The following is an 18,709-nucleotide window of genomic DNA, read 5'->3' on the forward strand; positions in this document are numbered from 1 at the left end:
TTCTCAGGGCCGGGAGAGCAGTGACCGGGCCGGGCGGGCGCCTGCGCATCCGCTCGTGCGGGGATGGCGGTGGAATCGGCGCCGGGTGCGGTGGTGCGGCGGGGTGTGGGCTCAGGTCACCGGACACATGGCGCTGGACACGCGAAGGAGATCGACGTGGAGTCGACCTACTAGGGTGGTTCCGGCGCTAGGCATGGCAAGAGATTCGCATGGCGCGGGACTCGCGGTCCACTAACGTCCGAATAATGGACGCTGGAGTTTCGACAGGTGGGACGTCGAGCCGTCGCCGCCGCTCCGGGCCGGGCATTCCGTCGAGGGGGCCGAGGGGTGGGTCGACGGGTGGGCCGAGGGGTGGACCGGGCGGTGGGCCGAGGGGCGCCCGTACCGCCGGGGTACACGCGCCCGTACCCCCGTGGAGATCAACCGGACGGCCCCGGCCCGATACCGTTACCCCTGTGCAAGCAGCAGGCGATACGAGCAGACCGAACCCCGAACGGCCCTCCCGGCGCCGGGGCAAGGGCTCCCGGCGCGCGGCCAAACAGGCCACCTGGCGCCGTACGGCGTGGGAGCTGGTCAGGGACACCACCAACACCTGCGTCGAGTACCGGGTCACCGGCCTCGCCGCCGAGGCGGCCTTCTTCACCCTGCTGTCCATCCCGCCGCTGCTCCTCGGCCTGGCCGCCACCCTCGGCTACCTCGACGAGTTCGTCGGCGCGGACGCCATCGAGCGGCTCAAGCACGACATCGTCTCGGCCTCCGGGACGGTCCTGTCGGACTCCTCCGTCAACGAGGTCGTCAAACCGCTGCTCAGCCAGGTCTTCGACCACACCCGGCCCGACCTGATCTCGATCGGCTTCCTGCTGTCGCTGTGGTCCGGCTCCAGGGCGCTCTACATCTTCATCGACACCATCACCGTCATGTACGGACTCGACGGCAAGCGCGGCATCGTCAAGACCCGGCTGCTCTCGCTCGGCCTCTACCTCGGCGCCCTGGTGATCGGCTCGCTGGTGCTGCCGCTGCTGATGGCCGGGCCCGGACTGGTCGAGAACGCCGTCCCCGGCGCCGCCGGGCTGGTCGGCGCCGCCTACTGGCCGGTCGCGATCCTGCTGCTGATCGTCTCGCTGACCACCCTCTACCACCTCGCCGTACCCGTCTCCACGCCCTGGCGCGAGGACATCCCCGGCGCCCTGGTCGCCCTGGTGGTGCTGGTCTTCTGCAGCGTCGGCCTGCGGGTCTACCTGATCAGCTCGGTCGAGGGCCCCTCGGTGTACGGCTCGCTGGCCGCGCCGGTCGCGGTGCTGCTGTGGATCTTCGTGGTCGCCCTGGCGGTTCTCATCGGCGCCGCCATGAACGCCGCCATAGACCGCCGCTGGCCCACCCTGGAGACCGCCGACGCCCGCGCCGAGAACGAGCGCGCCCACGAGGAGGCCGCGGCCGCGGTGGTCCGCGAGGTCGCCGCCCGGCGGGCCGTCGAGCGGGCCCGGCGCGCCCGCGAGCTGGGCCTGGCCGAGGGGATGGAGGAGGAGTGGGGCGAGGAGGAGGTCGACGACGTCGACGCGCCCGCCGAGTACCCCGAGCGGTGGGCCGACGTCCTGGCCGCCGACAACGTGCGCGGGCGCCTCACCGCCCGGCCCGGGCCGCACCACCGGCCCGCCCCGCCGCCGCCGGACAGCGACCGGCCGGCGGGGCCGCCGCCGGAGCGGCCGGGGTACCCGCCGCGGCCGCCGCGGCCGCCGTGGGAGGAGCGGTAGCCGGGCAGCGGTGGCCGGTGCGGCGGTGGCCGGTGCGGCCGGCTGGGCGGGTGGTACAGCAGGGTTTTTGGTACGGCAGGGCATTCCGTACGGCAGGGCCTCTCGTACGGCAGGGCCTCCCCCGCGGGCGTGGGTTCTAAGAGTCGTTGCAACACCCCAGTGCGGGGGAGGCCCTGCGCATTGTCCAGCCGTAGTTGTGGCCGTGTCCGTCCGGCCGCGATCGGGTCGTGCGCGGTTCGTGTTCGATTCGTGTCGATGGCTGTTCGGGGGCGATCGATGGCCGACCGGGTGCGCGCAGGCGCGGTGGGCCGGCGGTCAGCCGTTCGTCGGGTTCGGGGAGGGCGACTGCGGCCGGCCGTAGCCGTGGGTGGGCTGCTGGTCGACGGCGGGGTACCCGTACGAGGGCTGCGGTGCGGCGTGCTGCTGCGGCGGCGCGGCGGGGGTGTGGCCGAACGAGGGGCGCAGCTCGGTGGGGGCGCCGGGGTCGCTGGGGCCGGGCCCCGCGGCGCCGGTTCCGCCGGTTCCGGCGGTCGGGTCGGGGTCCGTGCCCGGCAGCGGGTCCAGGCCCGCACCGAGGCTCTGACCGGCACCCAGGGTCTGGCCCGGGCCGGGGTTCCGGCCCGCGCCCGGTGAGGCCGGGCCGGGCTGCGCCGGGAGCGGTTCGGGGCTCGGCTGGACCGGGTCCAGCGCGGTGCGCCCGGAGGAGTCGCTCAGCTTGATCAGCAGGGCGATCATCAGCCAGTTCGCCAGCAGCGAGGAGCCGCCGGCCGCCAGGAACGGCAGCGCCTTGCCGGTCAGCGGCACCAGCCCGCTGACGCCGCCCACCACCACGAACACCTGCAGCGCGAGCGCCGCCGAGAGCCCGGTGGCCAGCAGCTTGCCGAACGGGTCGGTCAGGCCGATCGCGGTGCGCAGTCCGCGCTGGATCAGCAGCACGTACACCAGCAGGATCGCCGTGACCCCGGCCAGGCCCAGCTCCTCGCCGATGGTGGTGAAGATGAAGTCGCTGCGCCCGGCGAAGCCGATCAGCCACGGCCGTCCCGAGCCCAGGCCCGTCCCGGTCATGTGGCCGGTGCCGAGGCTGAACAGCGCCTCGGCGGGCTGCTCGGAGATCGCCTTGTCGCTCACCGGCGGGTAGTAGTTCAGCGGATGCAGCCAGGCCTCGACGCGCCCGTGCACGTGCGGTTCCACGGTGCCGACCACGGCCGCGCCGCCGACCGCCATCAACAGGCCCAGCACCACCCAGCTGGTGCGCTCGGTCGCCACGTACAGCATCACGACGAAGACGCCGAAGAAGATCAGCGAGGTGCCGAGGTCGCGCTCGAAGATCAGCACCATCAGGCTGACCACCCAGATCGCCAGCACCGGCCCGGCGTGCCGGCCGCGCGGCAGGGTCATCCCCCAGACCTTCCGCCCGGCCAGTGCCAGGGCGTCCCGGGAGGCCATCAGGTAGCCCGCGAAGAAGATCGTGATCGCGACCTTCACGAACTCGTCCGGCTCGAAGGACGGCAGTCCGGGGAGCTTGATCCAGCGCTTGGCGCCGAAGCTGTCGGTCGGCGAGAACACCGGCGCGGCCAGCAGGATCAGCGCGCCAGCCATCATCACGTAGACGTACCGCTGGAAGAAGCGGTGGTGCTTGACGAAGACGATCAGCGCGAGCGCCGCCGCCACCGAGATGAACACCCACATCAGCTGCGAGGGCGCGGCCGGGAGCTTCTGGTAGTCGCCCTTGGCGGCGTGCGCGGCCTTGTAGCTGAAGTCCAGCCGGTCCAGCAGCATCAGGCCGAAGCCGGTCAGGAAGACGCCCAGCGGCAGGATCAGCGGGTCCGCGAACGGCGCGAACCGGCGCACCGCCAGGTGCGCCACCGCGACCAGCGCCCCGAGGGACAGACCGTGGACGAGCAGCCCGGGCGGCAGCTTGTCGGTCAGCGCCAGCGAGGCGTCGATGTGTCCGGCCAGACAGACGGCCACCGCGAGCGCCAGCAGGCCCAGCTCGATGTTGCGGTGGCGCGCGGCCAGCCGGCGGCCCTCGCCGCGTGCAGTGCTTTGCACCTCTTGTCGTCCCCTTGTTGTCACCCACGTGGCCGGTATCGCCGACGGTGCATCCTGCCAGACGAACGTCACCCCGCGCCGGTTGCGCCTCCGGGCCCGGCAAGGGCAGAACTTTGCCTGGGCAAAGCTTTGTTGGGCTCCGGTAAAGCTTTGGTCAGGCCGGGGTATAGAGGTGGGCCCCGGCTGCGGCGGGGCGGGTCCGGAAGGCCATCATGGCCGGGCGCCGCGGCCCCTGCCCGGCGACTCCCGGCGCCTCTCCGGCGACTCCCGGCGCCTCCCCGGCGACGGCCGGGTGGCGGGTGCGGGAGAGGCGGGCGGACGGATGAACGGCGCGGCGGACGGCGCGTTCCAGGCACTCGGCCACGGCGGCGCCGTGCGGGCGCTCGCCTACAGCGGGCCGCCCGCGTGGCAGTGGTCCGACCTGGCCACCTCCTGGACCCTCGAACCGCTGGTGCTCGCCCTCTCGGTCCTGCTCGGCGCCTGGTACCTGGCCGCGGTGCGCACCGTCAACCGCGGCGACGGCGACCGCTGGCAGCCCACCCGCACCGCGGCCTTCCTCGGCGGGCTGCTGCTGTGGATCTGGTGCACCTGCTCCGGTCTCGGGGTGTACGAGCGGATCCTCTTCACCGACCGGGCCGTGCAGGTCGTGCTGCTGCTGATGGTCGTCCCGCTGCTGCTCGCGCTCGGGGCCCCCGTCTCGCTGCTGGCCGACTCCTCGCCGGAGCACCGGCGGGAGCGGATCCTGCGGGCGCTGCGCAGCCGGCCGTCCAAGGTGCTGATGTTCCCCGCGGTCTCCACGGCGCTGCTGATGGCGCCGCCGTGGCTGCTCTACTTCACGCCCTGGTACGAGTGGTCGCTCTCCAGCGGCGTCGGGAACGTGGTGCTGCACCTGGCACTGGTGCTGCTGGGACTCGCCTACTTCTGGCCGCGACTGCAGCTCGACCCGGTCGGGCACGAGTACCCGCACCTGGTCGGGCTGTTCATCACCTTCGCCGAGGTGATCTTCGACGCGGGGCTGGGGATCGTGCTGATCTACGGTGGCCACCTCGTCGCCGAGCACTACTACGTGGCACTCGGGCGGCCCTGGGGGCCGAGCCTGGCCCAGGACCAGACCTGGGGCGGCAACGCCTTCTGGGTGCTGGGGGACCTCGTCGGGCTGCCGTTCGTGGCCGCGCTGGTGCGGCGGATGGTGGTGCAGGGGCGCGAGGAGATCAAGGCCGTGGACGCCGAGCTGGACGCCCGCTTCGAGGCGCAGGCCGCCGAGGCCCGGGCGGCCGGGCTGCCGGAGGAAGAGGAGACCGGCATGCGGCCGTGGTGGCTGGACGACCCCAACCTCAAGCACCGGTACGGGGGGTAGGGCCCGTCCGGGGCGTGGGGCACGTGGCGGGGTCGGGGGTCGGGGGTTGGAGTCGGAGCCCGGGGTCGGGGTCGGGGTCGGGGTCGGGGTCGGGGTCGGGGTCGGGACGGGGTCGGGACGGGGTCGGGGTCGGGACGGGGGCTTCGTCGGCGTCCTCGCCGGGCAATCGGCGTGTCATCGCCGGGTGCCGGTCCAACTTTGGCCCCCAAGGGCCCGCTGTGCCCTCTCCGGAACGCATTTCCGCAGGTCAAAAATAGGTTGGCGGCGATCCACCGCCCCGTTAGCGTGTGACACATCAGGTTCGGGGGCCATTGGGCCGCCCGAGGAGTAGAGAGCAGGAGGTGAACCCCCGTGGTCGTTGTCGCCCCGATAGCTGCCCTGGGCAGCACGCGCGTTCACCTCCCCTTCCCGGCCGCCGGCTGAGCCCTTCGCGCCAGCCGTAGCCCGCCGGGACCATCTCCTCCCGAAGGGCCACTGCGTTGTTCAACGCTGCCTCCGCTTCGTCGTTCTCTTCTTCCCTCTCCACCGAGAGCTCCCCGCTGGCCCGCTACGGCTGGACACCGGAGCTCCAGGAACTCTTCGCCCCGCTCGCCGAAGCCGGGCTGCTCCCGGCCCGGATCGTCCGGGTCGACCGCGGCCAGTGCGACGCCGTCCTGGCCGATCCGGAAACGGGCCAGCTGCGCACCGTCCGGCTCGACACCCGGCCGGTGGGCGACGCCGACATGATCAACTGTCCGTGCACGGGCGACTGGGCGGCCGTCGACCTGCACGCCCAGCCGATGGCCGCCGTCTCCGCGCTGCTGCCGCGCTCCACCGCGATCATCCGCAAGGTGGCCGGCAAGCGCTCCGACGGCCAGGTGCTGGCCGCCAACGTCGACACCGTCCTGATCACCGCCTCGCTCGCGGTCGATCCCGACCTCGGGCGGATCGAGCGCTTCCTCGCCCTGGCCTGGGAGTCCGGCGCCGAACCGCTGGTCGTCCTCACCAAGGCCGACCTCGTCGACGACGCCGAGTTCATCCGGGCCGACGTCGAAGGCGTCGCACCGGGCGTCACCGTGCTGGTGGTCAGCGCCGAGACCGGCGAGGGCATCGACGTCCTCCGCGCCTGCGCCCCCGGCACCACGGTGCTGATCGGCCAGTCCGGCGTGGGCAAGTCCACCCTCACCAATGCGCTGGTCGGCGCCGAGGTGATGACCATCCAGGAGGCCCGCGAGGCCGACCAGAAGGGGCGCCACACCACGACCACCCGCGAACTGATACCGCTGCCCGGTGGTGGCGTGCTGATCGACACCCCCGGGCTGCGCGAGGTCGGCCTCTACGGTGGCGAGGGGGTGGACCTGGCCTTCGCGGACATCGCCGAGTTGGCCGAGGCCTGCCGCTTCCACGACTGCAACCACCACACCGAGCCCGGCTGCGCGGTCCGGGCGGCGCTGGACGCCGGCACCCTGCCGCAGCGCCGGATGGACAGCTACCTCAAGCTCCAGCGCGAGAACGAGTGGATCGCCTCGCGCACGGACGCCCGGGTCGCCAAGGCCCGGCTGAACAAGTGGAAGGCGATCACCAAGTCGATGCGTGCGACGGGAGGTCCGGTGAAGCGCTGACCTGGCCTGACGGCTGAGCCTCGGCCCGACGCGGCCGGGCCTGACCACCCGCACTGACCGGTCGGCCGGCGGCCGGGCAGTGCGGGGGTGAGGCGGGGTGGTCCAGGGCCGGGAGAGTGGGCCCTGGGGAGGTGCAGGGCCGGGAAGGTTGGGCCCCGGGCAGGCGCAGGATCGGCGCAGGGCCTGCCGAGGGCAGGCCAGGGGCGCGCGAGTGCGGAGCCCACCACGTGGGGAGCGCGGGCGAGCGGGCAGGCGAGCGGTGGGTGTGGTGGGCGGTAAGTGTGGTGGGCGGTGGGTTGGCGCGCGGTGGGTTGGCGCGCGGTGGTGGTGGCGGGAGGGTGGGGAGGGGGAGGGGGAGGCCCCCAACGGCGATGTCCGATTCCCGCCAGTCACCCCCCGCCTAGTGCCGCAAACTGGACAACGTGATCGACGACGACATCCGGTACCGAGCCGTGGACAGCCGCGACGCCCGCTTCGACGGCGTCTTCTTCACAGCCGTCACCTCCACCGGCATCTACTGCCGACCGAGCTGCCCCGCCGTGACCCCCAAGCGCGTCAACTGCCGCTTCTACCCGAGCGCCGCTGCGGCCCAGGGCGCGGGCTTCCGCGCCTGCCGCCGCTGCCGCCCGGACTCGGTGCCCGGCTCCCCGGAGTGGAACCACCGCGCCGACCTGGTCGGCCGGGCGATGCGCCTGATCGGCGACGGCGTGGTGGACCGCGAGGGCGTGGCAGGCCTGGCCGACCGGCTCGGCTACAGCGCCCGCCAGCTGCAGCGCCAGCTGACCGCCGAGCTCGGCGCCGGCCCGATCGCGCTGGCCCGCGCCCGCCGGGCCCAGACCGCCCGACTGCTCCTGCAGACCACCGAGCTGCCCGTGACCGACATCGCGTTCGCGGCCGGCTTCGCCTCCGTCCGCCAGTTCAACGACACCGTCCGCGAGGTCTACGACCGCACCCCCAGCGGCCTGCGCGCCGAGGTGACGTCCGGCCGTCGCACCGCGACCCCGGCCGGCGGTCTCACGCTGCGCCTGGCCTACCGCGGCGCGTTCGACAGCGACCACCTGATCGACTTCCTGGAACTGCGCGCCGTCCCCGGCGTGGAGGAAGTGGTGCCCGGCGCGCGTCCCGGCGTGCGCACCTACCGGCGCACCCTCGCGCTCCCGTACGGGCACGGCATCGCCGAGGTCGACGGCCTCGCCCCGGAGGATCGGCGCACCCGGGGCTGGCTCGACTGCCGCCTGCTGCTCGCCGATCTGCGGGACCTGCCCACCGCCGTCCAGCGCCTGCGGGTCCTGTTCGACCTGGACGCCGACCCGGACACCGTGGACGAGCAGCTCGGCGCCGACCCGGTGCTGGGCCCGCTGGTCCGAGAGCGCCCCGGGCTGCGCTCGCCCGGCCACGTGGAGCCGCACGAGCTCGCCGTCCGCGCCGTGCTCGGCCAGCAGATCACCGTCGGCGCAGCCCGTACCCTGGCGGGCCGGCTCGCCGAGAAGTACGGCACCGCGCTGCCCGAACCGAGCGGCGGCCTGCGCCTGCTCTTCCCCACGGCGGCGGCCCTGGCCACCGCCGACCCGGAGGACTTCGCGATGCCCGCGGCCCGTCGCCGCGCGCTCACCGGCCTGTGCGCCGCGCTGGCGGAGGGCGTGGTGCGCCTGGACGGCGGCGTGGACCGGGAGGAGGCCGCCGCCCGGCTGCTGGGCCTGCCCGGCATCGGCCCCTGGACGGTCGGCTACCTGCGGATGCGCGCCCTCGCCGACCCCGACGTCTTCCTCCCGAGCGACGTGGGCGTCAAGCACGGCCTGCTCCGGCTCGGCGCCCCCGGGGACCCCAAGGCCGCCGCCTGCGCCGCCGGAGCCTGGGCCCCGTGGCGCTCCTACGCCGTCCACCGGCTGTGGGCCGGCCCCGCCCCGAGCAACGGCGACACCGGCGCCGGCGCCACCACGCGCACCAGCACCAGCAGCACCACCAGCATGAGCACCAACTCCGGAACGGAGAACGACCCGGCATGAGCACCACCGTCTACACCACCATGGAGAGCCCCCTCGGCCGCCTGCTGCTCAGCGGCGCGCTGCCCGAGGACGGCGGCCCGGCGGCCCTCGCCACCGTCACCGCGCCCGGGCAGAAGTACGCGCTGGCCGAGCCCGCCGACGACTGGGAGTTCGACCCGGAGGCCCTGGCCGAGCCGGTCGCCCAGCTGACCGCCTACTTCGCCGGCGAGCGCACCACCTTCGACCTCCGACTCGCCCCCGAGGGCACCGAGTTCCGCCGCCGGATCTGGGCCGCGCTGGACGAGGTGCCGTACGGCACGACCGTCACCTACGGCCAACTCGCCGAGCTGGCCGGGCAGTCGCCGCGGATGGTCCGGGCGGTCGGCGGCGCGGTGGGCGCCAACCCGCTGCTGATCGTGCGCCCCTGCCACCGGGTGCTCGGAGCCAACGGTTCGCTCACCGGGTTCGCCGCGGGCGTGGACCGCAAGCGTCGGCTGCTGGAGCTGGAGAGCGGCACCCTGTTCTGACGAACACGCCGCTGGGGGTGCTCAACTCCGGAGGTCCACCCGCCAGTTGTTGCTGCGCATGTACCGCCCGGGTGGGAACTCGAACTCGGTCTCGCCGAGCAGCGTGAACCCTGCCTTCGCGCACACCGCGTTGGAGGCGGGGTTGTCCACCGAGGGGAAGGCGTGCAGGAAGCGGTGCGCGGCCTCGCGCCGGGCGGCCGCGACGGCGGCCCGGGTCGCGGCGGCCGCGATGCCCCGCCCCTGGTGTCCGGGCAGGACGTTCCACCCCATCTCGTGCACGGTCTCGCCTTCCCAGTCGCGGGTGCCGTAGCCGACCGTGCCGACGGCCTCGCCCTCGGGCAGCAGCACGATCCGGTACATGCAGCCCAGTCCGGACGGGACGAAGTCCAGGTAGCGCGCGTGCCGGACGAGCAGCTGCTCCTCCGTCTCCGGCCCGCCGACGTGCTTCTTCATCTCCGGCGTGTTCACCCGGCGGAGCAGCGCCAGGTCGGTGTCCGTCCAGGGCTCGATCCGTAGTTCGGTGCTGGTCATGCCGGGGACGGTAGCGCCCGTGGTGCTCCGGTGACCACCGGTTTCGGTGCCCGCGGTGCTCCGGTCGCCACCGGTTTCATCCGGCGGTGGGCGCCTCGGGGCCGGTTCCGGGCTGGGCGAGGGCGCGGGCGAGCCGGTCCAGTGCGGGCAGCGCGTGGACGACCGTCGCCCGGTCGGCGGGGTCGAGGGTGCCCAGGGCGGTGGCGATCCGGCGTTCGTGGGCGTGCTGCCAGTCGTCGAGCTGGCGCCGCCCGGCCTCGGTGAGCGCGATCCGGGCGGTGCGCCGGTCGCCGGGGTCGGCCTGGCGGTCGACGAACCCGGCTTCCAGCAGTTTGCCGACCAGTCCGCTGACGGTGTTGGGGGCGAGCCGCTGGCGGGCGGCGAGTTCGCCGACCCGCAGCGGGGCGGCGGCGAGCGTCTGGAGGAGTTCGACCTGCGCCATCGGCAGGGACTCCCACGGGTAGTCGGTGCGGATGCTGCTGCGCAGGGCGCGGCGCAGCCGGGTGACGGTGTCGGTCAGCCGCCGGGCGTGCTCGACCGCCGGGTCGGGGCTTTCGGTGGCGGGGTCGGGAACGAGTGGTGACGACGGCATGGCGGACAGCGTATCGCCTGGTACGGGGCGTTCCCGGGGTGCCGTCCGCTCCTCGGACGCGGGCTGGACGCACCGCGAGATCTTTCGTATCGCGGGACGAGCAACTCGTAGAAAGAACATATCTGTATCCGATATATTTGCGGCATGAACGCCACTGCCCTTGCCGCACGGCTGCTCACCGAGCGGCCCCGGCCCCGCGGCATAGCCGGCTGGCGCCACGCCCACTGGCTGGCCGTCGGCACGGTCTGCCTCGGCGCCTTCCTCGGCCAGCTCGACGCCAGCGTCATCGCCCTGGTCTTCCCCGCCATCGGCCGCCACTTCGACGCGGGCTTCGCCGCCGTCGAGTGGGTCGCCCTGGCCTACCTGCTCGTCCTGGTCGCCCTGCTGGCCCCGATCGGCTGGCTGTCCGACCTGCTCGGCCGCAAGACCATGTACATCGGCGGTTTCGCCGTCTTCGGCCTCTCCTCGCTCGGTGCCGGATTCGCCGGCAGCCTGTGGATCCTGGTCGGCTGCCGGGCCGTGCAGGCCGTCGGCGCCGCGATGATGCAGTCCAACAGCGTCGCCCTGGTCGCCCGTGGTGTCCCGGAGCACGCGATGCGGCGCGCGCTCGGCATCCAGGCCGCCGCCCAGGGCCTCGGGCTGGCGCTCGGGCCGAGCCTGGGCGGGCTGCTGGTGGAGCACGCCTCGTGGCAGTGGGTGTTCTGGGTCAACGTGCCGATCGCGGCGTTCGGCATCGTGGCCGGCTGGTACCTGTTGCCCCGCACCCGGACCGCCGTCGATGGGCCTCCCGCCCACGGATCCGCCGTCGATGGGACTCCCGCCGACGGGCCCGCCGCCTTCGTCCCGGGAGCCCGTAAGCCCGAGTGCCGACGTTCCGGGCCCCGCTTCGACCTGCCCGGCATGCTGCTGCTCACCGGCGCGACCACCGCGCTGCTGCTCGCCCTGTCCACCGCCTCCGGCCTGCCGCTGCCCGGCTGGGGCGTCGCCGTGCTGCTGTCGGCCGCCGCCGGACTCACCCTGGCCCTGGTGCGCCAGGAGCGGCGGGCGGCCCGGCCGATCCTGGCGCCCGGGCTGGTCAACGCCCCGGGCGTGCGCTCCGGGCTGGTGGTCGCGCTGATCGGCTACCTGCTGCTGTTCTGCCCGCTGGTGCTGGGCCCGGTACTGCTCACCGGCGCGGGCGTGTCCACGGCCGCCGCCGGACTGGTGGTCACCCTGCTGCCCGCCGGGTTCGCCGTCGCCGCGACGGTCGGCGGCGCACTGCTGCCCCGGGGCTGGTCGGACGTGACCCGGTGCCGCTTCGGCTCCGCCCTGGCCGCCGCCGGGCTGCTGCTGTTCGCGGTGCTGCCGGTCTCCGGCCCGGCGGTGGCGGCCCCGCTGCTGCTCGCCGGGTACGGGCTGGGCCTGCTGCTGCCGGCCAACAACGCCCTGGTGATGCGGGCGATCCCGGCCGAGTGCTCGGCGGTCGGCGGCGGCATGGTGAACATGGCGCGCAGCCTGGGCACCGCGCTCGGCATGGCGCTGTCCGTCCTCGGTGTCCACCTGGCGGGCGCGGCGTCCGGTGGGCGGACGGTGCTGGCCGCCCTCGCGGCGGTCGCGGTGGCGGCCGTCGCCCTGACCCGCCCGGCCGCACCCCGTAAGGCGACCCGCCCGGCCGCACGCCGGTGAGGTGCCCGGCCCGGCCGCACCCCGGCAGGCCACTGACCGGAAGCGCCCGGGGGCGCGAAGGGCCTCAGGAGGAGTTGGCGTTCAGCGCGTCCTGGGCCCGGTTCAGGCCGAGCCGCACCAGCGTCTCCAGGGCGTCCGCGCAACGGTCCAACACCCCCGGCATCGCGGTCAGTTCCTCGTCCGAGAACTTCTTCAGCACCCAGTCCCCGATGCTCTGCCCCTTCGGCGGACGCCCGATGCCGAAGCGCAGCCGGACGAAGTCCCGGGTGCCGAGCACGTCGCCCACCGAGCGCACCCCGTTGTGCCCGCCCGGCCCGCCGCCGCGCTTCAACTTGCCGGCGCCGTAAGCGAAGTCCAGGTCGTCCTGGACGACCACCAGGTGCTGCGCCGGTACCCCGTACCGGCGCAGCAGGGCGGCCACCGGGCGGCCGGACAGGTTGATGAACCACTGCGGCTTGGCCAGCAGCACCCGCCGGCCGTCCACCTCGATCTCCGCGACCACGGCGCCGATCCCGCGCCGGCGGAACCGGGCGCCGTGCCGTTCGGCCAGCCGGTCCACGGTCAGGAAGCCCGCGTTGTGCCGGGTCAGCCGGAACCAGGGGCCGGGGTTGCCGAGTCCGGCGATCAGCCAGGGCGCGTCGGGGGTCATGCGGGTGCTCCAGGGGTGGGAACGGCGGACGGCCGGAGCGCCGCGGGCAGGTCGTGGGACCGCTCCGGCGCCCCGGCCGTCCGGGGAACAGCGGATCAGGACGCGGGGACGCCGGGGGCGGCGCCGCGCTCCTTCAGCATGTCGGTCATCAGCTGGAGTTCGGAGGTCTGGGCGACCACCATCGACTGGGCGAGCCGCTTCTCGATGTCGTTCTTCGCCATGTCGACGTACCCCTGGGCCATCTCGACGCCACCCTTGTGGTGCTCGATCATCAGCTGCAGGAAGTACACCTCGGCGTCCCGGCCGCTGAGCGTGCGCAGCTTCGCCATCTGGGTGTTGGTCGCCATGCCGGGCATCAGCGAGCCGTCGTGGGCCTGGTAGTCGTGGCCCATCTTCATCCATGCCATCGGCGCGGCCGGCGAGTGCTGCGGCAGCCCCCACTGGTCGAGCCAGCCCATCATCATGCCGCGCTGGTTGGCCTGGGTGTTGATGATGTCGAAGGCGAGGGTGCGGGTCGGCTCGTCGGAGGTGCGGTCCCGAACGATGAACGAGAGGTCCACCGCCTGCTGGTGGTGGGTCGCCATGTCGCGGGCGAACCCGGCCTCGGGGGAGTCGTCCGCCGGGACGGCCAGCGAGGACGAGCCGGAGGCCGACGTCCCGCCGGCCACCAGGGCCGGCACCCCGAGCGCCAGCGCCACCGCGGCGGCCACCGCGGCCGGCCACCACAGCCGGCGGCGGCCGGGGCGGGCGGGGGCCGCAGCGCCCTCGGGCTGCTCGGTGTCCGGGCCGGCGAGGTCGTCGGGGAGGTCCTCGGGGAGGTCCGCCGCGAGCTTCGCGGTGAGCTTCTCCGCAGGCTTCTCGGGGCGGGACCGGTCGGCGGTCACATCGCCCCCATGGTGCAGGAGGCGCCCGGCTCCTGGGTCTGCTTGCCCTGGACGTACTTGGTGAAGAACTCGTTGACCCGCGGGTCGCTGGCGCTGTCCACGATCAGCTGGGTGCTCCAGGCGTTCAGGGTGATGGTGCCCTGCTCGTCCGGGTACGGGCTCATCAGCGAGTACGGGGTGGTCTTGACCTTGTCGGAGAGCGTCTTGATGTCGTCCGCCGTGGCCTTGCCGTTGTACGTCACCCAGACCGCGCCGTGCTCCAGCGAGTGGACGGCGCGCTCGTTCTCGACCGGCTTGTCGTAGACGTGGCCCATGCAGTCCAGCCAGACCGCGTTGTGGTCGCCGCCGACCGGCGGGGTCATCGGGTAGTCGACCTTGTTCGTGACGTGGTTGCGGCTCAGGTCGCCGAAGGTCTTCACGCCCGGGATGTCCGCGTTGGAGGCGGCCACCCGGTCCTTCTGCTTCTGGTTCTGGTCCATGACGAGCCAGGTGCCGGTGGCGATCGCGCCGACCACCAGCACACCGGCGGCCACCGAGGCGACGATCTTGTTGCGGCGGTCGCGGCGCTGCTCGGCGGCGCGCAGCTCGGCGATCCGGGCACGGCGGTCGACGCCGCCCTTGTCTCCGGGCTTGTTGGACTGCTTGGAGGCGGAACCCATGATGGTTGTCCTTGTCCCCGCCGCACACGGACGTGGCAGCGGTCGGCTGAAGTGGGGGGAGGGGCGGACCCGCCGACGGCACGTCGGCGGTGGGTTCCGCTCAGGACCGGTGGACCTGGAGCGCGTGCAGATCCGGCGCCGGGCGCGGACCGTCCAGCAGACCCGCGGCCACCACCCGGGGCAGCGCCTCGGGCGCCGGGGCGGCCAGCGGTGACACGGCGGGCTGCGGGTGCGGCGGCGGATTCGGGAGCTGGGCGTCCTGCGGACAGAACGGGTGGCTGGAACAGCCGTTGTCGTTCGGCGGCCGGCCGTCGGCGGTGCACAGGATCCAGTGGTCCTGCCGACCCATGAGCCGGTGCTGGTGATCGGACACCCGGACGGTGTCGCGGGCGTGCGGGGCCGGTGCAGTGGCCTCCGCCGCGGTGACCACCGACACGGCGCTCACCGGAACCGGGGCCGGGCGCACGGGAGCGTCCGCCTTCGCCAGGCCCGAACACGGCAGCGCGGTCAGCAGGGCGACCAGCAGCAGGACCAACAGCGCACCCGCCGGGTGGCCCGCAGGTGCGGCCCTCCCCGGTCGGGGCGAGCTCGGGGCCGACGCGGTCATGCGCACATTTAATCAGCCGAACGGGTGAAGCGATGCCCCTCCTCGGCCCACATTTTCAACCCCCAACACCCCGTAATGGCCAGGAAACGCCCTGCTCGGGGCAGACCCGGCAAGCACGGACGGAACGGAACCGGACGCCGCGTCGGCACCCACGCCGCCCCTCCACCCCATTGGCCGTGAACCGGCAGGTGAGCGCGGTGGCCGGGATGATCCGATCGGTGACCGGTTGTCGCCGAAACCCGGACAGCGTCGTTGCACTTGGAGACAATGACGCCAGTCCGGCCCCGCCGGGGGCGGCGCGACCACGGACCGACCAGGAGCCGCCAGATGAGCAAGCAGGGTGCACCCGCACAGCCGCCCCGGCCCGACGACGGCTGGTGGGACACCGTCTACGACGGTCCGGCGGGCACCCTCTCCGACACCCCGCACGCCGACCCCGGCCACGGCAGCGTCGACGACTGGTTCGACACCGCCGCCGGGCTCATCGGATCCCAGCGCACGGCGCCGGCCGAGCCGGCCGCCGAGCTGGCCGCCGAGCCGACTGCGGATGTCGCCGCCGAGCCCGCCGAGGCACGGGACAGCCTCGACGACTGGTTCGACGACGCGCTCGGCGTGATCGAGGACACGGGCGGCACCGGGGTCACCGGCGGTATCGGACACCAGCGCACCTCGACCGAGACCGTCACCGTCGCCGTCGAACCCGCGCCCGCTCCTGAGCCCGCGCCCGAGCCCGAGCCGCCGGCTGTCCCGGTCTCCCTGGAGAAGCCCGCCCCGGCCCCCGAACCCTCGGCCCCCGAACCCCCGGCCGCCGAACCCCCGGCCGCCGAACCCCCGGCCGCCGTCGAGCCCGAACCCGCTGCGGCAGCGGACCCCGACCCCGAACCGGACCCCGAGCCTCAACCGGAACCCACCCCCGAACCCCCGGCCGCCGTCGAGGAACCCACTCCCGAACCCGAGCCCGACCACGCGCCGCAGCCCGACCCCGAGCCCGCCGCCGTCCCCATCCCCGACCCCCGTCTCGCCATCCGCACCCCGCCCGCCGTCCCCCACGTCGGCGAGCGCCCCCCGACCTACGGGCCCGAGCCGACGGCCGTACCGGAGGCGGACCCGGCCTCGCTCGCCACGGTCCTGCCGGACACCGCCCTCGAAGGCGCCCAGTACGGGACGACCGTGCTGCGCGCCGTCTCCGTCCGCGGCGACTCCGCCCGCTACCGGGGCGAGCCGCGCCGGGACAGCCTGCTGGTCACCCGGTTCGGCGACGGCCCCGACGGGCTGCTGCTCGCCGTCCTCGCCGGCCACGACCGCACCGCCGCAGAGGACGAGTCGCTCACCCCGCACGCCGTCTCCGCCGCCGGTGGCGAGGCCTGCCGCCAACTCGCCGCGGCCATCGGGCGCAGCCGCACCGGCCTCGCCACCGACCTGCGCGACGGCGCCCGCGACCGGCTGCGCTACGGCCTCCAGCGCCTGGCCACCGGCGCCGTCGCCCCGCTGCGCGCGCTGGCTCCCCGGGCCGACGGGGACGACACCCCGTCCCCGGCCGCACTGCACTGCCTGCTGGTGTCGCTCGACCCGGCGGCGGGCTACCGCGCCGCCTTCGGCGTCGGCCCCGGCGGGCTCTACCTGCTGCGTTCCGGCCACTGGATCGACGCCTACGCGGCCCGGCTGCTCCACCACCCGGACGGCCAGCCGCCCGCCCCGGAAGCCCCCGTCCCCGACCCGCGCCCGTTCCGCTTCCGTCTCGTCCCCGCCACCCCGGGCGACATCCTGCTGCTCTGCACCCCAGGCTTGTCCCGCCCGATCGCCGACGAGCCCGCTGTCGCCCATTTCCTCTCCTCCCACTGGGCCCACCCCCACCCCCCGGGCACCGTCGACTTCCTCCGCCAGGTCCAGGTCCGCGCCAAGGGCTACGCCGACGACCGCACTGCCGCCGCCATCTGGACCGAATGAAGCCAGGCGGGCCCGCACCGGAAGTCGGCCCATTCGACTTCTGGTGCCAGGCCCGCGTCCGCGTGGCGGCTCGGCGGCCCGGCGGTTCGGCGGTACGGGGTGATGACGGTGGCTGCCCGCGCAAGGCCGGCCGTGTGAGCTCGTCCCCTGCGCCGGCCGTACCGGCCTCAGGTGCGGAGGAGGGCGGCGGCGACGGTGGTGGCGTGGGTGAGGGCGGTCGGGGGGTGGGTGTCGGGGAGGCCGATGGCGAGGGGGACGGCGAGGCCGTCGAGGAGGGCGCGGAGTTGGACGGCGCGGTCGGCGGCGGGGCCGGGGGTGAAGTGGCCGGTGGCGGTGCCCTGTTCGATGAGGGTGACCAGGTCGGCCTGCCAGGGGGCTTCGATCTCCTGCTGGCCCCGGCGGAGTTCGGCGCTGGCGGGGGAGCGGCCCCAGACCTCGACCCAGAGGATCCAGCGCGGGTCGCCGGGGCCTTCGGGCAGGTAGAGGCGCAGGTAGGCGTCGAGGCGCTGCCAGGGGTCGAGGGCGGGGTCGGTGAGGGCCTGGCGGCGGCGGGTGCCGAGTTGGTCCTCGCTCCAGCGGAGGGTTTCCAGCAGGAGCTGGTCCTTGCTGCCGAAGTAGTAGAGGAGGTGTCCGGCGCTCATCTGGAGCTGTTTGCCGAGTCCGGCCATGGTGAGTTTGGCGAGGCCGTGTTCGGCGATGGCGGTCCGGGCGGTGGCGTAGACCTCCTCGCGGGGGCGCGCCGGGCGGCGCGGGCGGGGGTCGGCCATTGGTGGGGCTGCTTCCTGGGAGGAGGGGGAGGTCCGAAGGCTACCGGGGCGGGGGCGGGTGCCCCCACCCCGGGGCGGTCAGGCCTTGGGCTGCTGCTGGGTGATGCAGTGGATGCCGCCGCCGTTGGCGAAGATCTCGCGGGCGTCGACGAGTTCGACGGTGCGGCCGGGGTAGGCCTTGGCGAGGATGTCGGCGGCTTCCTGGTCGCGCGGGTCGTCGAAGGCGCACAGGACGACGGCGCCGTTGGCCACGTAGTGGTTGATGTAGGAGTAGTCGACGGGCTCGCCGTCCTCGTCGAACAGGACGGTGGGGGCGGGCAGTTCGATGACGTCGAGCTGCCGGCCGCGGGCGTCGGTGGCGGCGCGCAGGATGGTGACGAGCTCCTGGCAGACGGCGTGGTCGGGGTGGGCCGGGTCGGGCTGGACGTGGGCGACGACGACGCCGGGGCGGACGAAGGAGGCGACGATGTCGATGTGGCCGCGGGTGCCGAACTCGTCGTAGTCGCGGGTGAGTCCGCGGGGCAGCCAGATGGCCTTGGTGGTGCCGAGGTGGGCGTGCAGTTCGGCTTCGACGTCCTCCTTGGTCCAGTCGGCGTTGCGGCCCTCGCCGAGCTGGACGGTCTCGGTGACGAGGACGGTGCCCTCGCCGTCGACGTGGATGCCGCCGCCCTCGTTGATCAGCCGGGAGGCGAAGCGCTGGACGCCGGTCAGTTCGCTGATGTGCTCGGCGATGTGCTGGTCCTTGTCCCAGCGGGCCCAGGACTGGGCGCCCCAGCCGTTGAAGATCCAGTCGGCGGCGGCGAGCGAGCCGTTGCCGTCGATCAGGAAGGACGGGCCGATGTCGCGCATCCAGGCGTCGTCCAGGGGGCGTTCGACGATCTCGACGGCCTCGGTGACGTACCTGCGGGCGTCGGCGGTCTCGCCGGTGTTGACGACCAGCGTGACCGGCTCGTACCGGACGACGGTGTTGGCGACGGCGGCCCAGGCCTGGCGCCCGGTGTGCAGGCTCTCGGGCGTGTCGAAGGTGGGGTTGGCGGTGGGGAAGGCCATCCAGGTGCGGTCGTGGGGGTGCCACTCGGCGGGCATCCGGTAGCCGAGGGCGGCGGGCGTGGGGGTGGTCATCATCGGATCCTTG

At 74.1% G+C, this 18,709-nt stretch carries 17 protein-coding genes; 7 read left to right on the forward strand and 10 right to left on the reverse strand.

Annotated features, from left to right (window positions below; genetic code table 11):
* Positions 1 to 111 precede the first annotated feature (111 nt).
* Complete coding sequence (locus tag ACFWIS_RS05300; protein ID WP_380451879.1) at positions 112 to 195, reverse strand: putative leader peptide; 84 nt, start codon at positions 193 to 195, stop codon at positions 112 to 114.
* 260 nt (positions 196 to 455) lie between these two features.
* Between ACFWIS_RS05300 and ACFWIS_RS05305 the strand changes: the two genes are divergently transcribed.
* Positions 456 to 1,751, forward strand: a complete 1,296-nt coding sequence (locus ACFWIS_RS05305; RefSeq protein ID WP_380451724.1) for a YihY/virulence factor BrkB family protein — start codon at positions 456 to 458, stop codon at positions 1,749 to 1,751.
* 315 nt (positions 1,752 to 2,066) lie between these two features.
* On the opposite strand, the gene ACFWIS_RS05310 is transcribed toward ACFWIS_RS05305, so the two are convergent.
* Positions 2,067 to 3,803, reverse strand: a complete 1,737-nt coding sequence (locus tag ACFWIS_RS05310) for an FtsW/RodA/SpoVE family cell cycle protein (protein WP_380451722.1) — start codon at positions 3,801 to 3,803, stop codon at positions 2,067 to 2,069.
* Between the two features lie 322 nt (positions 3,804 to 4,125).
* Here ACFWIS_RS05310 and ACFWIS_RS05315 point away from each other — a divergent pair, with 322 nt between their 5' ends.
* The 4 genes from ACFWIS_RS05315 (at position 4,126) to ACFWIS_RS05330 (ending at position 9,273) form a co-directional block, all read left to right on the forward strand.
* Positions 4,126 to 5,160, forward strand: coding sequence for a cytochrome c oxidase assembly protein (locus tag ACFWIS_RS05315; protein WP_380451720.1), 1,035 nt, complete (start codon positions 4,126 to 4,128; stop codon positions 5,158 to 5,160).
* Positions 5,161 to 5,639: 479 nt separating this feature from the next.
* Entirely contained in the window at positions 5,640 to 6,761 is a 1,122-nt protein-coding gene (rsgA, locus tag ACFWIS_RS05320) for a ribosome small subunit-dependent GTPase A (RefSeq protein WP_380451718.1), read from the forward strand.
* 422 nt (positions 6,762 to 7,183) lie between these two features.
* Entirely contained in the window at positions 7,184 to 8,767 is a 1,584-nt protein-coding gene (locus ACFWIS_RS05325) for a DNA-3-methyladenine glycosylase 2 family protein (RefSeq protein WP_380451716.1), read from the forward strand.
* The gene (locus tag ACFWIS_RS05330; RefSeq protein WP_380451714.1) at positions 8,764 to 9,273 is read left to right on the forward strand and encodes a methylated-DNA--[protein]-cysteine S-methyltransferase; all 510 of its coding nucleotides are present in this window, start codon (positions 8,764 to 8,766) and stop codon (positions 9,271 to 9,273) included. The genes ACFWIS_RS05325 and ACFWIS_RS05330 overlap by 4 nt, the downstream gene beginning before the upstream one ends.
* Before the next feature lie 21 nt (positions 9,274 to 9,294).
* Here the strand turns inward: ACFWIS_RS05330 and ACFWIS_RS05335 are convergent, their stop codons facing one another.
* Positions 9,295 to 9,804, reverse strand: coding sequence for a GNAT family N-acetyltransferase (locus tag ACFWIS_RS05335; protein WP_380451712.1), 510 nt, complete (start codon positions 9,802 to 9,804; stop codon positions 9,295 to 9,297).
* A gap of 76 nt (positions 9,805 to 9,880) precedes the next feature.
* Complete coding sequence (locus ACFWIS_RS05340) at positions 9,881 to 10,396, reverse strand: MarR family winged helix-turn-helix transcriptional regulator (protein WP_380451710.1); 516 nt, start codon at positions 10,394 to 10,396, stop codon at positions 9,881 to 9,883.
* Positions 10,397 to 10,540: 144 nt separating this feature from the next.
* Between ACFWIS_RS05340 and ACFWIS_RS05345 the strand changes: the two genes are divergently transcribed.
* Entirely contained in the window at positions 10,541 to 12,061 is a 1,521-nt protein-coding gene (locus ACFWIS_RS05345) for an MFS transporter (RefSeq protein WP_380451708.1), read from the forward strand.
* A 64-nt stretch (positions 12,062 to 12,125) separates the two neighbouring features.
* On the opposite strand, the gene pth is transcribed toward ACFWIS_RS05345, so the two are convergent.
* The 4 genes from pth to ACFWIS_RS05365 all read right to left on the reverse strand — a co-directional run bounded on the left by pth (position 12,126) and on the right by ACFWIS_RS05365 (position 14,860).
* Positions 12,126 to 12,710, reverse strand: coding sequence for an aminoacyl-tRNA hydrolase (gene pth / locus ACFWIS_RS05350; protein ID WP_380451706.1), 585 nt, complete (start codon positions 12,708 to 12,710; stop codon positions 12,126 to 12,128).
* Positions 12,711 to 12,805: 95 nt separating this feature from the next.
* The gene (locus ACFWIS_RS05355; protein WP_380451877.1) at positions 12,806 to 13,438 is read right to left on the reverse strand and encodes a DUF305 domain-containing protein; all 633 of its coding nucleotides are present in this window, start codon (positions 13,436 to 13,438) and stop codon (positions 12,806 to 12,808) included.
* 152 nt (positions 13,439 to 13,590) lie between these two features.
* Entirely contained in the window at positions 13,591 to 14,253 is a 663-nt protein-coding gene (locus ACFWIS_RS05360; RefSeq protein WP_380451704.1) for a DUF3105 domain-containing protein, read from the reverse strand.
* A gap of 100 nt (positions 14,254 to 14,353) precedes the next feature.
* Positions 14,354 to 14,860 carry a hypothetical protein gene (locus tag ACFWIS_RS05365; protein WP_380451702.1) on the reverse strand — a complete coding sequence of 169 codons (507 nt, stop codon included), beginning with the start codon at positions 14,858 to 14,860 and terminating at the stop codon, positions 14,354 to 14,356.
* Between the two features lie 327 nt (positions 14,861 to 15,187).
* Here ACFWIS_RS05365 and ACFWIS_RS05370 point away from each other — a divergent pair, with 327 nt between their 5' ends.
* Positions 15,188 to 16,807, forward strand: a complete 1,620-nt coding sequence (locus ACFWIS_RS05370) for a hypothetical protein (RefSeq protein WP_380451700.1) — start codon at positions 15,188 to 15,190, stop codon at positions 16,805 to 16,807.
* A gap of 167 nt (positions 16,808 to 16,974) precedes the next feature.
* On the opposite strand, the gene ACFWIS_RS05375 is transcribed toward ACFWIS_RS05370, so the two are convergent.
* Together ACFWIS_RS05375 and ACFWIS_RS05380 are read right to left on the reverse strand one after the other, a co-directional pair.
* Entirely contained in the window at positions 16,975 to 17,574 is a 600-nt protein-coding gene (locus ACFWIS_RS05375; protein WP_380451698.1) for a TetR/AcrR family transcriptional regulator, read from the reverse strand.
* A 78-nt stretch (positions 17,575 to 17,652) separates the two neighbouring features.
* Entirely contained in the window at positions 17,653 to 18,699 is a 1,047-nt protein-coding gene (locus tag ACFWIS_RS05380) for an agmatine/peptidylarginine deiminase (RefSeq protein WP_380451696.1), read from the reverse strand.
* Positions 18,700 to 18,709: the final 10 nt, after the last annotated feature.

The organism is Kitasatospora sp. NPDC127060 (genome assembly GCF_042724935.1).
Lineage (GTDB): Bacteria > Actinomycetota > Actinomycetes > Streptomycetales > Streptomycetaceae > Kitasatospora.